The organism is Leclercia sp. LSNIH1 (assembly GCF_002902985.1).
Lineage (GTDB): Bacteria > Pseudomonadota > Gammaproteobacteria > Enterobacterales > Enterobacteriaceae > Enterobacter.
The window spans coordinates 3,727,905-3,741,919 of the sequence record NZ_CP026167.1 but is presented as its reverse complement, the minus strand read 5'-3'; the positions used below and the strand labels follow the sequence as shown (position 1 = coordinate 3,741,919).

Annotated in this window: 16 protein-coding genes; 15 read left to right on the top strand and 1 reads right to left on the bottom strand. The window is 58.6% G+C overall.

Going from position 1 to position 14,015, the window contains the following annotated elements; all coding sequences use genetic code 11:
* Positions 1-89 precede the first annotated feature (89 nt).
* The 15 genes from C2U54_RS18525 (at position 90) to catA (ending at position 11,978) form a co-directional block, all read left to right on the top strand.
* On the top strand, positions 90-1,217 hold the full coding sequence (locus C2U54_RS18525; protein WP_103179985.1) for an acyl-CoA dehydrogenase family protein: 1,128 nt from the start codon (positions 90-92) through the stop codon (positions 1,215-1,217).
* 21 nt (positions 1,218-1,238) lie between these two features.
* Positions 1,239-1,595 (top strand): IacB protein, encoded by a 357-nt coding sequence (locus C2U54_RS18520; RefSeq protein WP_103179984.1) that lies wholly within the window; start codon positions 1,239-1,241, stop codon positions 1,593-1,595.
* Between the two features lie 11 nt (positions 1,596-1,606).
* Positions 1,607-2,119 (top strand): nuclear transport factor 2 family protein, encoded by a 513-nt coding sequence (locus C2U54_RS18515; protein WP_103179983.1) that lies wholly within the window; start codon positions 1,607-1,609, stop codon positions 2,117-2,119.
* A 28-nt stretch (positions 2,120-2,147) separates the two neighbouring features.
* Positions 2,148-3,461, top strand: coding sequence for an aromatic ring-hydroxylating oxygenase subunit alpha (locus C2U54_RS18510; RefSeq protein ID WP_103179982.1), 1,314 nt, complete (start codon positions 2,148-2,150; stop codon positions 3,459-3,461).
* Positions 3,461-3,940, top strand: a complete 480-nt coding sequence (locus tag C2U54_RS18505; RefSeq protein WP_103181099.1) for an aromatic-ring-hydroxylating dioxygenase subunit beta — start codon at positions 3,461-3,463, stop codon at positions 3,938-3,940. Before C2U54_RS18510 ends, C2U54_RS18505 begins: the two co-directional genes overlap by 1 nt.
* 10 nt (positions 3,941-3,950) lie before the next feature.
* Complete coding sequence (locus C2U54_RS18500) at positions 3,951-4,691, top strand: SDR family NAD(P)-dependent oxidoreductase (protein ID WP_103179981.1); 741 nt, start codon at positions 3,951-3,953, stop codon at positions 4,689-4,691.
* Between the two features lie 9 nt (positions 4,692-4,700).
* On the top strand, positions 4,701-5,633 hold the full coding sequence (locus C2U54_RS18495) for a PDR/VanB family oxidoreductase (protein WP_103179980.1): 933 nt from the start codon (positions 4,701-4,703) through the stop codon (positions 5,631-5,633).
* 10 nt (positions 5,634-5,643) lie between these two features.
* A complete protein-coding gene (locus C2U54_RS18490; RefSeq protein ID WP_103179979.1) occupies positions 5,644-6,138 on the top strand; it encodes a flavin reductase in 495 nt (164 codons plus the stop codon).
* Positions 6,139-6,224: 86 nt separating this feature from the next.
* Positions 6,225-7,484 carry an MFS transporter gene (locus C2U54_RS18485; protein ID WP_168192056.1) on the top strand — a complete coding sequence of 420 codons (1,260 nt, stop codon included), beginning with the start codon at positions 6,225-6,227 and terminating at the stop codon, positions 7,482-7,484.
* Complete coding sequence (locus C2U54_RS18480) at positions 7,481-8,167, top strand: 3-oxoacid CoA-transferase subunit A (RefSeq protein ID WP_103179977.1); 687 nt, start codon at positions 7,481-7,483, stop codon at positions 8,165-8,167. Before C2U54_RS18485 ends, C2U54_RS18480 begins: the two co-directional genes overlap by 4 nt.
* 9 nt (positions 8,168-8,176) lie before the next feature.
* Complete coding sequence (locus C2U54_RS18475; RefSeq protein ID WP_103179976.1) at positions 8,177-8,839, top strand: 3-oxoacid CoA-transferase subunit B; 663 nt, start codon at positions 8,177-8,179, stop codon at positions 8,837-8,839.
* Positions 8,840-9,607: a 3-oxoadipate enol-lactonase gene (gene pcaD / locus C2U54_RS18470; RefSeq protein WP_103179975.1), complete on the top strand. Its 768-nt coding sequence runs from the start codon at positions 8,840-8,842 to the stop codon at positions 9,605-9,607. It begins immediately after the preceding gene.
* On the top strand, positions 9,604-10,719 hold the full coding sequence (locus C2U54_RS18465) for a muconate cycloisomerase family protein (protein ID WP_103179974.1): 1,116 nt from the start codon (positions 9,604-9,606) through the stop codon (positions 10,717-10,719). Before pcaD ends, C2U54_RS18465 begins: the two co-directional genes overlap by 4 nt.
* Positions 10,720-10,731: 12 nt before the next feature.
* Positions 10,732-11,019, top strand: coding sequence for a muconolactone Delta-isomerase (gene catC, locus C2U54_RS18460; RefSeq protein ID WP_103179973.1), 288 nt, complete (start codon positions 10,732-10,734; stop codon positions 11,017-11,019).
* A 32-nt stretch (positions 11,020-11,051) separates the two neighbouring features.
* Positions 11,052-11,978 carry a catechol 1,2-dioxygenase gene (catA, locus tag C2U54_RS18455; protein WP_103179972.1) on the top strand — a complete coding sequence of 309 codons (927 nt, stop codon included), beginning with the start codon at positions 11,052-11,054 and terminating at the stop codon, positions 11,976-11,978.
* A 143-nt stretch (positions 11,979-12,121) separates the two neighbouring features.
* Here the strand turns inward: catA and C2U54_RS18450 are convergent, their stop codons facing one another.
* Positions 12,122-13,729 carry an NACHT domain-containing protein gene (locus C2U54_RS18450; RefSeq protein WP_103179971.1) on the bottom strand — a complete coding sequence of 536 codons (1,608 nt, stop codon included), beginning with the start codon at positions 13,727-13,729 and terminating at the stop codon, positions 12,122-12,124.
* Between the last annotated feature and the right edge of the window lie 286 nt (positions 13,730-14,015).

The following is a 14,015-nucleotide window of genomic DNA, read 5'->3' as shown; positions in this document are numbered from 1 at the left end:
CCGACAGTTTCAACACTAACTCAGTGAGTACCACTCATTGCGGCAGCACTCGTCTCTCTGCGGGCCGCACACTCTTTTGGGAGGAAGCTATGTCTGCCGTTCATGTTCGTGAGGAACTCGTTCCACTGCTGAATGAAGTCGCCACCCGCAGCGCCGATTTTGAGCAACAGCGTCATATCTCGGACGACATCATCGCCCGCTTTAAGCAGGTAGGCGTCTACCGCGCGTTAGTCCCCAAAATCTACGGCGGCGAGGAGTGTACCCCGGCACAGTTCTGTGAGCTGATCGAGCAGATTGCCACCGCCGATGGCTCCGCAGGCTGGGTCGCCAGCTTCGGCATGAGCCCCTTCTACCTTGGAGCGCTGCCGCCGGACACCCTGAAAGAACTCTACCGTGACGGCCCGGACGTGGTCTTCGCCGGCGGCATCTTCCCGCCGCAAAAAGCGGTGCTGGCGGATGGCGGCTACCGCGTCTCTGGCCGCTGGGGCTTTGCCAGCGGCAGCATGGGCGCCTCGGTCTTTGGCGTCGGCATCCTGCCGGAGAGCGGCGAACCGCTGCCGCGCATGGCGGTGCTGCCCCGCGACAGCGTGCAGATCGATCCGGTCTGGAACACCGTCGGCCTGGCCGGAACCGGCAGCCACGATCTGGTGGTTAACGATGCGTTTGTGCCGCAGGAGTGGACCTTTGTGCGCGGCGGCGCCCTTAACCTGGAGGGGGCGCTCTATCGCTACCCGGTGCTCTCCCTGGCCACCCAGGTGCTCTCGGTGGTGGCACTCGGCGTCGCCCGCGCGGCCCTCCATGAAATCTATGCCATTGCCCATCGCCAGCAGTCGGTGACCGGCGCGCCGCGCCTGGCGGAACGGCCGCAGGCGCAGATGCAGATAGCCCGCTGCGAAGCGGAACTGCGCTCCGCCCGGTCCTGGTTTTATGAGGCCATCGACGAGGTGTGGCAGTGCATCCTCGCCGGGGATGAGCCTGCCTGCGCGCAGATCAACGCCCTGCGGCTCTCCTCCACCCACGCCACCCGCGTGGCCGCTGAGGTCACCCGCCAGGCGCTGGCGCTGAACGGTATGGGCGGCATCACCCTGAAAAGCCCCCTGCAACGCTACGTCCGCGACACCATGGTGATCACCCAGCACGCCTTCATGGGCGATCTCTCTTATCTCAATGCCGGTACGGTCTATTTCGGTGGCCAGCCTCTGCCGGGTTATTTGTAATTTTCACCACAGGAGCAACAGATGAGCCAGACAACAACCTTACGCGTGCTGTTTTGCATCGGCGTGAACCAGAACTTCTTTGATGCCACTCCGGCAGAAGCCAGACAGGTGTGGGCCGCGTTCGGCGTGATGATGAAAGGCATCGACGAAACCCAGGGCATTCGCGTCATCGGCAATATGGACGATGACCGCCTGATGGTAGGCCCATCCATCACATCGCCCTGGACAACTTACGTGCTGGCCGATGCCGACACCCTCGACAGCGTGGTGGCCGCCTGCAACCTGTTCCGCACCACTCCGGTGGGCGACGGCGAGAGCAAGCTGTGGAAGTACTGCAAGATCGAAGCTCGCGTCGGGCGTGAGCTGATCATTCAGTAACGGAGCACACCATGAGCCCACAGGATGCGCTGCGTTTACAGCAGCTTGAGGATCAGCAGGCCGCCCGGGTCTGTATCAGCACCTACATGCGGCTGTGCGATCGCCTCGACAGCATGGAGACGGTACAGGCCATCGGCGCGCTGTTCAGCGCAGACGCCTGCTGGGAAGGGTTGGGTGAACCTTACGCCACCCGGCTGGGCAGACATCAGGGGCGCGAGGCGATTGTAGCGATGATGGCGGGCTACGTCCGCACGCCCGCGCACTTCGCCCTGAATGGCCACTTTTTATGCTCCGAGGCGCTCTGGCACGAGGCCGACGGCGAGCTGCATGGCCGCTGGCAGATGCTGCAAACCTCCGCCTTTACCGCCGGTGGCGCGCACCTGAATGCTGCCGAGCTGCAGATTATTTTCCGTCGCGAAGCTGGGAAGATGACCATGCACCATTTCACCACCCGCAACCTGTTCAGCAGGCCGGTAAGCCACTGGCATGCGGCGGATGCGCTACCTGTACCGGACAAAAACTAAAACGCCGACCACGCGCAGGAGAAAGATTATGCAGTGCGACCAGATCATCAATGTCAAAAATATCGATACCACGACGCCGACGGCCCCGAGCCGGGAAGCGATTGCGGCTCTGGTGAAGGCGGACCGCGTCCACACCTCGCTCTACACCTCAGACGAGCTGTTCCAGCTGGAGCTGGAGCGCATTTTCAGCAAAACCTGGGTCTGGGTGGCGCACGTCAGCGAGATCCCGGAGACCGGCAGCTTCAAAACCACCGAGATCGGCACCCAGCCGGTGATCGTGGTGCGCGACCGCAAAGGCACCCTCCACACCCTGCTGAACCGCTGCCGCCATCGCGCGGCCACCGTCTGCGAACACCGCAGCGGCAAAACCAACAGCTTCGTCTGCCCGTACCACGGCTGGGGCTACGCTCTGGACGGCAGCCTGCGCGGCGTGCCGCACCCGGAAAGCTATGCCGACAGGCTTGAGAAGAACGAGCTGGGGCTGGTGTCGCTGCGTACCGAGCAGTATGCGGGCATGGTTTTCGCCACCTTTAACGAGCAGATCGAACCGCTGGAGGATTTCCTCGGCGCGGCGAAGAAGTGGATGGATCTCTTTATGAAGCAGGGGGCGGGCTACCCGATCAAAACCGGGCCGGCACACCGCTTCCGCTTCCCGGGCAACTGGAAAATTCAGCTGGAGAACACCACCGACGGCTATCACTTCCCGGTGGTGCACCGTTCTTTCCTGAGCTCCGTCGATAAGCAGACCGAAGAGATGCTCAACTTCGTGGACGGCAGCGGCTATGTCGAAGATCTCGGCAACGGCCACAGCGTGATGGTGATGATCCCGGAACTGGTGGATCTGGAGGCCAACCTCGATGCGCCCATCCCGGAGCGCTTTATCGGGCTGGCGGACGAACTGCGAAAAGATCACGACGAAGCGCAGGTCAGACGCATCGTGCGCGCGGTGGGCGGCTCCGGCTTCAACCTCAACCTGTTCCCGAACATCGCCTGTTCAATGGCTTTCTTCCGCGTCCTGCAACCCATCTCAGTGATGGAAACCGAAATTCATCACGCGGTGATCACCATGGACGGCGGGCCGGAGATCGCGAACCAGGCGCGGCTGCGTCTGCACGAGCACTTCCAGGGGCCGATGGGCTTTGGCACCCCGGACGACTCCGAGGCCTGGGAGCGCGTGCAGCGCGGAGCCACCGCGGGGGATGACCTGTGGATCATGCTCAACCGCGGCCTGGCGGGGGAGTACCGCACCGATGACGGCCTGCGCAGCGACGTCAGCGCCGAAACCGGGATGCGCGCGGCCTACCAGCAGTGGAAAAAATTGATGACGGAGAGCGAAAAATGATGACGCCAGATTCTGTGCTGTTTGCGGCGATGTCCGTAATCAACCTCGAAGGCGATCTGCTGGACCAGGGCGAGTTCAACGCCTGGCTGGATCTCTGGCAGCGCGACGGCCTTTACGTGGTGCCCATCGACCCGAACGAAACCGATTTTAAAAACACCCTTAACTACGCCTGCGACGATCACCATATGCGCGAGAAGCGGGTGAAGCGCCTCTACAGCGGAGAGTCCATCTCCACCACGCCCCGCGCCAGAACCCTGCGCACCCTGTCGCGCTTCCGCCTGCTGGAGTCCCGAGAGGATCTGATCGTGGTGCGCGGGGCGCAGTCCCTGTGGGAGCACCGCAAAGGCCACAGCCGCCACTACGCCGCGGACATCACCTGGCACCTGGCACCGCAGGAGGGCAGGTTGCTGATTACCCGGAAGGTGATCCGCCTGGTCAACAGCGACGATGTGCTGCACAGCATCGGCTACATCCTCTGAGGAACCCCCCATGACGCAAACCGTATTAGTGACCGGCGCGGCCGCCGGTCTGGGCAACGTGATTGCCGCTCACCTGCTGGCGCAGGGGTATCAGGTGGTGCTGACCGACGTTGATGTGGCCCGCGCCCGGGAAGCTGCGGATCGTCTCGATGACGGCCAGGGCAAGGTGCTGGCGCTGGGGCTGGATATCTGCCAGCCGCAGGATTTTGCGCAGGCGCTCGACGCGACCATTAAACGCTTCGGCAGCCTGGAGGTGCTGGTCAACAACGCTGCCCTGACCCTCGCCACCCCGGTGATGGAGATTACGGTGGAGGAGTTCGACCGGGTGATCGCCACCAACCTGCGCGGCACCTTTGTCGGCTGCCAGACCCTGGGGCGTTACTTCGCAAGTACAGGCTACGGCCGCATCATCAACCTCGCCTCGTTAGCGGGGCAGAACGGCGGCACCGCCTCCGGCGCCCACTACGCCGCCTCGAAGGGCGGCATTCTGACCCTGACCAAAATCTTTGCCCGGGAGCTCGGCAAATCCGGCGTGACGGTGAACGCCATCGCCCCGGGCCCGCTGGATCTGCCGATGGTTCACGCCCTGGTGCCGGAAGAGAAGATGGCCGGTCTGCTGGGGATGATCCCGGTCGGCCAGTTAGGGGAAGCCGGGTTTGTTGCCCAGGCGGTGGCTTTGCTGGCATCAGAGCAGGCGTCGTTTGTCACCGGGGCGACCTGGGACATCAACGGCGGTCTGTTTATGCGTTAAGGAGCCAACATGCTGACATTACAGGTTATCAGGCGGGAGTTGCAGGGCGAGGTGCTCCTGCTGACGCTGGCGCATGCTGACGGGAACGATCTTCCGGCCTTCAGCGCGGGGGCGCATATCGATCTCCATCTTGCAGACGGCCTGGTGCGTCCGTACTCCCTCTGCGGCGACCCGCAGGATCGCCGTCACTACCAGCTCGGCATTCTGAAAGACAAAAAGTCTCAGGGCGGCTCCCTTGCCGCGCATGCGCTCAACGTTGGGGATCGGATCCAGGTCAGCGATCCGCGCAACCTCTTTGCACTGGAGGAGACGGCCAGCCATTGCCTGCTGATTGGCGGCGGGATCGGTATCACCCCGATGCTGGCGATGGCCGCCGAACTGCACGCCAGCGGCCGCTCCTTCAGCCTGCACTACTGCGCCCGTACCCGGGCCGGGGCGGCGTTTATTGCCCAGTTGGAGCAGGCGGCCTGGGCCGACCGCGTGCATCTGCACTTCAGCGACACGCAACGCCTCAATCTGAAGGCGGTGCTGAGCGACGTCCCGGCCAATACCCACGTCTACACCTGCGGTCCGACCCGGCTGATGGATGCGGTCACCGACGAGGCAAGCCGCCTCGGTTATCGCCCGGAGCAGGTGCATCAGGAGTGCTTCAGCGCCGAAGTCGTCACCGGTGGTGCGGCCTTTGAGGTGGTCGCCGCCGCAAGCGGCATTACCGTCCAGGTGCTGGAGAACCAGACCATCGTCGAGGCGCTGGCCCAGGCCGGGCTGAAGGTCTGCGTCTCCTGCAAACAGGGGATCTGCGGCAGCTGCCTGACCGACGTGCTGGAGGGAGAGCCGGACCATCGCGACAGCTATCTGACCGACGAAGAGAAAGCTGACGGCGATCAGATGTTGTTGTGCTGCTCCCGGGCCAAAAGCGCCCGTTTAGTCATCGATCTGTGAGGAAACCCTTATGACACTGCAAACCGAATTTCGTAACGCGATGGCACAGCTGGGGAGTGCGGTCTCGGTGATCACCACCGACGGCCCGGCGGGTAAATTTGGTTTTACCGCTTCCGCCGTCTGCAGCGTCACGGACTCGCCGCCGACGCTGCTGGTCTGTATGAACCGCAACTCCTATGCCAACGCGCACTTCAAGCAGAACGGAGCGCTGTGCGTCAACGTCCTCTCCAGCGACCATCAGGATCTCTGTGGGGTCTTCGCCAACGCCAGCCTGCGATCCGAGCAGCGTTTTGCGTATGACTCCTGGCAGGTGATGGCCAGCGGCGCGCCGGTGCTCAGCTCGTCGGTCGCCAGCTTCGACTGCCTGATCGACACCTGTCATGAAGTGGGCAGCCACTCCGTTTTCTACTGCCAGGTGCAGGCGATACGCATCAGCGAAGCGCCGCGCGGGCTGGTCTACTTTAACCGTCGCTACCATGCCATCGGGCATGATGTGGAAGCGTAAAACCAACCATAAGGGTAACGCTGATGAGCAATGTCGTGACTGAAAACCGCAACGCTGCGGCCGCCGTTCCACACGATGCCGGGCAGATGCGCAAGCTGGTGTTCGCCTCGGTACTGGGTAATGCCCTGGAATGGTATGACTTCTTCCTCTACGGCACCGCCGCGGCGCTGGTGTTTGGCCCGCTCTTCTTCCCGGTGGTCGGCGACCCGATGCAGGGCACGCTGCTGGCCTTCTCCGGCTTTGCGGTGGGCTTTCTCGCCCGTCCGCTGGGCGGGATTGTCTTCGGTCATCTTGGGGATCGCTACAGTCGCAAGATGACGCTGATCATGACCCTGACCCTGATGGGGGCCACCACCTTTGTCATCGGCCTGCTGCCGACCTACGCGCAGATTGGCATCTGGGCGCCGCTCTCCCTGATCACGCTGCGCTTTTTACAAGGCGTGGCATCGGGCGGTGAGTGGGGCGGTGGGGTGCTGATGCTGAGCGAGAACGCGCCCGCGTCCCGTCGCGGCTACTTTACCGCCTGGAGCCAGATGGGGGTCTCCGGCGGGTTTGTCCTCTCCGCCTTCGCCTTTTACCTGGTGCAGAAGCTGCCGGAAGCGGAGCTGATGAGCTGGGGCTGGCGTGTGCCCTTCCTGCTGAGCATCGTCATCTTCCTGGTCGGGGTCTATATCCGCAAAAACATCCGCGAGAGCAAAGCCTTTACTCAGGCCAGACCGGAAGAAAAACACGAGAAGATCCCGCTGATGGTGCTGGTGCGCGAGCATCCTAAGGCGCTGATGCAGGCCATCGCCCTGCGCCTGCCGGAGAACGGCGCCTCCTATATCTTCTTCACCTTCTCGGTGGTCTACGCCAAACACATCGGCATCGGTACCGGGGAGATCATCAGCGCCGTAACCCTGGCGATGCTGGTGGAGTTCTTCTCGATCCTGTTCTGGGGGGCGCTCTCGGATCGCATCGGCCTGAAGCCGGTCTACTACATCGGGGTCATCGGCCTGCTGGTGATGGCGTTCCCGTTCTTCTGGCTGCTCTCCACCGGCGACTACGGCTGGATCATGCTGGCGATGCTGCTCGGCCTGCCGTTCTGCCACGGGGCGATGATCGGCACCCAGCCCTGCATCATGAGCGACCTGTTCCCGGTGCGCGTGCGCTACTCCGGTCTGGCGCTGGGGCATGAGGTGGGCTCGATCTTCTCCGGCGGCCTGGGGCCGATGCTGGCGGTGGCCTTGCTGATGCATTTCGACGCCTCCTGGCCTGTCTCCCTGTTACTGATGGCCTATGCCCTGCTGGCGTGGATCGCCCTGCGTAGCCTGCCGTCCGCCAATAAAAACGAGGTAACGAAATGATTGATAAACGGATTGCCGCCACCGAGGGTGCCGTGGCGGACATTTTCGACGGCGCGGTGGTAATGGTGGGCGGATTTGGCGCCGCCGGACAGCCCGCCGAACTGCTGGATGCTCTGATCCGCCGCAGGCCGCGGGATCTGACCCTGATCAGCAACAATGCCGGCAACGGCGACTACGGTCTGGCGGCGCTGCTGAAGGCTGGCTGCGTGAAGAAGGTGATCTGCTCCTTCCCACGCCAGACAGACTCCTGGGTCTTTGACGACCTCTACCGCCGCGGCGAGGTCGAGCTGGAGCTGGTCCCGCAGGGCAACCTCGCAGCGCGCATTCAGGCGGGCGGCAGCGGGCTGGGGGCGATCTTCACCCCCACCGGGTTTGGCACCGAACTGGCGGCGGGCAAAGAGACCCGCCATATCGATGGCAAAGATTATGTCCTCGAGTACCCGTTAAAAGCTGATTTCGCCCTGATCAAAGCCCTGAAGGCCGACCGCTGGGGCAACCTGGTCTACGACAAAACCGGGCGCAACTTCGGGCCGATCATGGCCGCCGCTGCCCGCTGCACCATTGCCCAGGTGAGCGAGATTGTCGCCCTCGGCGAGCTCGACCCGGAGGCGGTGGTGACCCCCGGGATTTTTGTCCAGCGCGTGGTGACGGTCGCGCCGCAATGCCTGCAGCAGAGCGCATAAGGAGAGCCCGTGAATAAACTGACCCATCAACAGCTGGCCGAACGCATTGCCCGCGACATCCCGGAAGGGGCCTACGTCAACCTCGGCATCGGCCTGCCGACGCGGATTGCCAACTATCTGCCTGCGGACCGCGAGATCTTCCTGCACAGCGAAAACGGCATTCTCGGTATGGGGCCTGCGCCGGAACCGGGCTGTGAAGATCCGGAGCTGATTAACGCCGGGAAACAGCCGGTGACGCTGCTTGCGGGCGGCTGCTATTTCCATCATGGCGACTCCTTCACCATGATGCGCGGCGGCCACCTGGATATCTGCGTGCTGGGGGCCTATCAGGTCTCCGAACGCGGGGATCTGGCGAACTGGAGCACCGGCGAGCCCTCTTCGATTCCCGCCGTCGGCGGGGCGATGGACCTGGCGATTGGCGCGAAGCGCGTCTATGTGATGACCGAACATCTGACCCGTCAGGGCGACTGCAAGATTGTCAAAACCTGCACCTATCCGCTGACCGGCATGGCCTGCATCGACCGGATCTACACCGACATGGCGGTGATGGATATCACCGATCGGGGCATTGTGGTACGGGAACTGTTTGGCGACGTGACGGCGGAATACCTCCAGTCCGTCACCCCGGTGGCGCTCACCTTTGCCCTGAACAGCGAAACCGAGGAGGCGTGAATGGAGCTTGAATATCGCCTCGACGGCCTGGAAGCGGCCCCGCTGCTGGTGCTCTCCAACTCGCTCGGCACCACCTGGGAGATGTGGCAGGGGCAGATGGCCGATTTTACCCGCCATTTTCGCGTGCTGCGCTACAACACCCGCGGGCATGGTCGCTCTCCGGTTTCGGCTGGGGGCATCACTCTCGACTCGCTGGGGCAGGACGTGATTGCCCTGCTGGATCGTCTCGACGTTGAGCGGGCCTGTTTTTGCGGTATCTCGCTGGGCGGCATGACCGGGATGTGGCTTAACCGGCACGCCCCGTCGCGTTTTGATCGCATCGTGGTGGCGAACACCGCGGCAAAAATCGGTGAAGCGAAAGGCTGGCAGCAGCGCGCCGCAACGGTGCGCCAGCAGGGGATGGCCCCGGTCGCCAGCACCGCGGCGGCGCGCTGGTTCACCCCGGCATATCGCCAAAGCAATCCCGGGATGGTGAAGCTGCTGGTTGACGGTCTGGCCGACACCCCAGCCGAAGGTTACGCCGCCTGCTGCGAAGCGCTGGCAACGGCGGATCTCCGTGATGAGGTGGCGGCCATGCTGCGCCCAATGCTGGCTATCGCAGGGGATGAAGATCCGGTCACCACGGTGCAGGACGCCCAGTGGATCGCGGCTCAGGCGAAGCAGACAGAATATGTGGCGTTACCCGCCTCGCACCTGTCGAACGTCGCCTGCCCGGACGCATTTAATCAGCAGGTGCTGACCTTTTTAACCCGCAGGAGCATGACATGACCCTCACTATAGAATCCCTGGCCTGCTGGCTGGTGGACATTCCCACCATCCGCCCGCACAAGCTGTCGATGGCCACCATGGGTTGCCAGACGCTCACCATCGTCCGGATGCAATGCGCGAACGGCGTTACCGGCTGGGGCGAAGCCACCACCATCGGCGGCATGAGCTACGGCCCGGAAAGCCCGGAGGCGATCAAATCCGCCATTGAAACCTATCTCGCCCCGCTGCTGTGCGGCCAGTCGTTCAGCGGCGTGGCGCAGCTCGCCGACAGGATGAACGCCCACGTAAAGGGTAACACTTTTGCCAAATCCGCCCTCGAAACCGCCTTCCTCGATGCCCAGGGCAAAGCGCTGGGGCTGCCGGTGAGTTCACTCCTGGGCGGGGCGCTCACCACGCGTCTGCCGGTGCTCTGGACCCTGGCGAGTGGCGACACCCAGAAAGATATCGAAGAGGGTAAACGCCTGCTGGCAGAGGGGCGACACAACACCTTCAAGCTGAAAATCGGCGCCCGCGGGCTGGAGGTGGATGTCCGCCACGCCCTCGCGATCAAGGCCGCGCTGGGCGACGAGGTGAGCGTGCGGGTGGACGTCAACCAGGCCTGGGATCTGACCACCGCTATTAAAGGGATGACGCAGCTACAGGCGGGCGGGATCGACCTGGTGGAGCAGCCGATCCCGCTGTGGGATCGGCAAGGGCTTATTACCCTCAGCCAGCGTTTTGCGGTACCGATCCTCGCCGACGAAGCGGTGGCCACCAGCCATGATGGCTACGCCCTCGCGAGCGGCGGCTTTACCGGGGCGTATGCCCTGAAGATCGCCAAAGCGGGCGGCCCGGCGCAGGCCCTGAAGCTGGCGCACGTGGCACAGGCGGCGGGCGTGGCGCTGTACGGCGGCACCATGCTGGAAGGGACACTCGGCACCGTCGCCTCGCTGCACGCCTGGTCCACGGTGAGGATGCAGTGGGGCACCGAGATGTTCGGCCCGCTGCTGCTGAAGGATGACATCGTAGTCCGTCCGCTGGATTTCAGCCAGGGAGAGGTGACGTTACCGCAGGGGCCGGGGTTAGGCATTGAGATCGACGAAGACAAGCTGCGTCATTACGCACGTCAATAAAAGGAAAACGCGATGCTTTTTAAAGTGGAAATGACCGTCAACATCCCGTCGTCGCTGCCGGCGGCAGAGGTGGAAGCGATCAAGGCGAAAGAGAAAGCCTACTCCCAGCGCTTACAGCGTGAAGGCAAGTGGCCGCACATCTGGCGCGTGGTCGGGCAGTACGCCAACGTCAGCATTTTTGACGTGGCGGACAACCAGGAGTTGCACGACATCCTGACCGCGCTGCCGCTCTACCCGTGGATGGAGATCAGCGTGCAACCTCTGTGTACGCATCCCTCATCCATTCATCACTCGCAATAACAACAAACGTACCCTACAAAGAGGAATATGCAATGTCTGTGAATCCCGTACATCAAACCGAACTGGATACCTTACTCGCAATCAGCAGCGGCTTAAATTCCACCGGCGGTAACGATCGTTTAAAGAACATCATGCACCAGCTGCTGAGCGATCTGTGCAAGACCATCAAGCAGTTCGACGTGACGGATGAAGAGTTCTGGATTGCGGTGAACTACCTTAACGCGCTGGGCGGACGCCAGGAGGCGGCGCTGCTGGCGGCGGGACTGGGTCTGGAGCACTATCTCGATATGCGCGCCGACGAGAAGGAAGCCGCATCCGGTAATGACGTGGGCACTCCGCGCACCATCGAGGGGCCGCTGTACGTCGCCAACGCCCCGCTGAGCGAAGGCTTTGCCCGCATGGATGACGGCCAGGAGCAGGGCGAAACCCTATGGTTGCAGGGCCAGGTGACCGATCTGAACGGTAAGCCAGTGGCAGGTGCGATCGTGGATATCTGGCACGCCAACACCCTCGGCGGCTACTCGTTCTTCGACCCGTCCCAGAGCGAATACAACCTGCGCCGCCGCGTGCGCACCGGGGATGATGGCCGCTACGCCGTGCGCAGCATCGTGCCGTGCGGCTACGGCTGCCCACCGGATGGGCCGACACAGAAGCTACTGACTGCGCTTGGCCGCCACGGCAACCGCCCGGCGCACGTACACTTCCTTGTATCCGCGCCGGGGTACAAGCATCTGACAACCCAGATCAACCTCAACGGGGATGAATACCTGTGGGATGACTTTGCCTTCGCGACCCGCGCGGAGCTGATTGCGGACCCGGTGAAGGTGACGGACGCGGCTGTGGCGCAGGCGCGGGATCTCGCAGGGGAGCATACGGAGGTGAACTTTAACTTTACGCTGGTGGAAGCGGCGGAGAGCGGGGAAGAGGAGAGAGGGAAGCGAGCGCGGGTTAAGGAGTGAGTGCTGAGAGGTTGATAGGGCCGGGTCCGCGGTGAGCGGGCCCGTTTTATTTGACCACTCAACAAAAGATAACAGCCTTTATTATGCTGAGCATTAAAAAACTTACTGAACCCTTTTAAGTATAATATCTATCACTTCGCTCACTAAAAATTAAAATAATCCGTAGAGTTTAATGAGTCTTTTCTGTTATTAATTTTATCTACTGCTTTATTGTATCGTCGTCTAATGAGCACATCAATGCTTAGTCTTAGTGCTTCTAAGGCAATTGATTCTGGAAGTCTTTTAAAATCAAGAATTTTACGAATGCTTAACTTACACCAATCACCCTCTGAACTATTACCATTCTCTCTGATAAGACTTATTAATTCTTTATCAGTTAACTCTATTTTCATAAAGTCAAGGGAGAATGTAAATAAGTTTGAAAATAAACTTGGGTAGAAATCGGATTTATCGAAAGTGAAATTTGTTTTCTCTATTTCATAGCTTTCTTTATGACCAGCCTTGAAAGTAGTAAATTTGACGCGGATAAAGATATCATTCAAGAAAATCTCTTTAACAGAGGGCGGTATTACATAGTTGTCATTTTTGATATACTGAGAGGATAAAGATAAGAAATTAGTTATTGCTGGTATAAATCCATGCTCATGGAAGTTGTAATAGTCTAATTCTTCCAAGAAGAATAAGGTGTTATGAAATGTGGTATAAAAAGAATAATCGTTAAAACATTTTTTATAGAATGCTATTTTTTTATCATGTTGCAATGAAATGATAAAAGATGCGGCGAAGAATTCTTGAATTGACTTATGAATAAAGCGATACTCATTAAAGCCATCCTCAATAATCAAGTTAGTAATAGAAGATAACTCTCTTAATGTTTTCTCAGCTATAGATTTGTCCTCGTTGATATGCTTAAGTGCAATTGAGACAAAGATTACTAGCTTTTCATGACTGAATCCATTTAAACCCTCCCTCAAGCAAATAAAACACAAACAATCAAAAAGTTCTCTATAGATGCGTCTATTATCATTCCAGTGGCGTTCTCTGTAGACTTTTCCTTTTATATTATCGTGTCTATGAAAAACAGTGTTGAAAATATTTGAATAAAATTGTGATAATGTATTTGGGATATCTTCACCTACGTTATAACTTATACAAAATAAAACCACTAAAATTGGCGACTTTAATATGGAATCTTTCTTTGTATGTAAAGGACTACGTTTTAATGCACCACATAGCTCATCACATTTTTCTTCATCAGTGGCAGTTTTTTTTATAATCCCAAAAATTTGTTGTTCAGTTAATTCGCACACTGAAAATGTTCTTAATTCTGACAGAGAGTCGATTGCAGTATCGGGTCTGCTTGTACAGATCACATGACAGTTGAAAGAATTAATGAAGCGTCTGATTTCATCAAGTAGATCTATTCTAAACTCTGGCTTAACCTCATCAAACGCATCAAGATATAACTTAACATTACTGTCTGCAAATAATTTTTTCAGCGCATACTCTGATATGTTAACTCCATAATGGCTTAGCGATTTTGATATCGCAAGTTCGAGAGTTCCACCAGTATAATTTTTTAGCTCATAGAAAACAGGGAGTCGACTATATTTTTTTGCGTTATTAGATAATAATTTTCGTAATAGTGTGGATTTTCCTTGGCCTGCTAATCCTTTTATTAATATAGATCTATCATTATCTAAAACTGTGGAATCGTTGACCTCTAATCTGCTCTGTGTACCTGATTGCATTATATCAATCGGAATATAAACGTAATCAACATGAAAAGATTTATCTTAAGAGATCAAGGTGTTTATTTCTAAATTCCTTTCACAATATTCTAAATAGTGATCTTTGAATCTCAGTATGTCTAAAAGTTCATACTTTTTAGCTAACAAATCGAAAACGGACGCTATTGTTTTTTTTGCGACCTCATTAGCCGTTGAGGTCAACACCGTACTAGTAACTGCTCCCATAGACACTTTCAAACCTCAGTTTGGTGAATTGCAGTCTGCATTATATCAATAAAGTGTAACC

Coding starts and splice junctions, on each gene's coding strand:
- catA (WP_103179972.1), top strand. CDS start 11,052: ATGTCTGTGAATCCCGTACATCAAACCGAACTGGATACCTTACTCGCA.
- C2U54_RS18480 (WP_103179977.1), top strand. CDS start 7,481: ATGATTGATAAACGGATTGCCGCCACCGAGGGTGCCGTGGCGGACATT.
- C2U54_RS18520 (WP_103179984.1), top strand. CDS start 1,239: ATGAGCCAGACAACAACCTTACGCGTGCTGTTTTGCATCGGCGTGAAC.
- C2U54_RS18505 (WP_103181099.1), top strand. CDS start 3,461: ATGACGCCAGATTCTGTGCTGTTTGCGGCGATGTCCGTAATCAACCTC.
- C2U54_RS18515 (WP_103179983.1), top strand. CDS start 1,607: ATGAGCCCACAGGATGCGCTGCGTTTACAGCAGCTTGAGGATCAGCAG.
- pcaD (WP_103179975.1), top strand. CDS start 8,840: ATGGAGCTTGAATATCGCCTCGACGGCCTGGAAGCGGCCCCGCTGCTG.
- C2U54_RS18490 (WP_103179979.1), top strand. CDS start 5,644: ATGACACTGCAAACCGAATTTCGTAACGCGATGGCACAGCTGGGGAGT.
- C2U54_RS18450 (WP_103179971.1), bottom strand. CDS start 13,729: ATGCAATCAGGTACACAGAGCAGATTAGAGGTCAACGATTCCACAGTT.
- C2U54_RS18510 (WP_103179982.1), top strand. CDS start 2,148: ATGCAGTGCGACCAGATCATCAATGTCAAAAATATCGATACCACGACG.
- C2U54_RS18525 (WP_103179985.1), top strand. CDS start 90: ATGTCTGCCGTTCATGTTCGTGAGGAACTCGTTCCACTGCTGAATGAA.
- C2U54_RS18465 (WP_103179974.1), top strand. CDS start 9,604: ATGACCCTCACTATAGAATCCCTGGCCTGCTGGCTGGTGGACATTCCC.
- C2U54_RS18485 (WP_168192056.1), top strand. CDS start 6,225: ATGCGCAAGCTGGTGTTCGCCTCGGTACTGGGTAATGCCCTGGAATGG.
- catC (WP_103179973.1), top strand. CDS start 10,732: ATGCTTTTTAAAGTGGAAATGACCGTCAACATCCCGTCGTCGCTGCCG.
- C2U54_RS18495 (WP_103179980.1), top strand. CDS start 4,701: ATGCTGACATTACAGGTTATCAGGCGGGAGTTGCAGGGCGAGGTGCTC.
- C2U54_RS18500 (WP_103179981.1), top strand. CDS start 3,951: ATGACGCAAACCGTATTAGTGACCGGCGCGGCCGCCGGTCTGGGCAAC.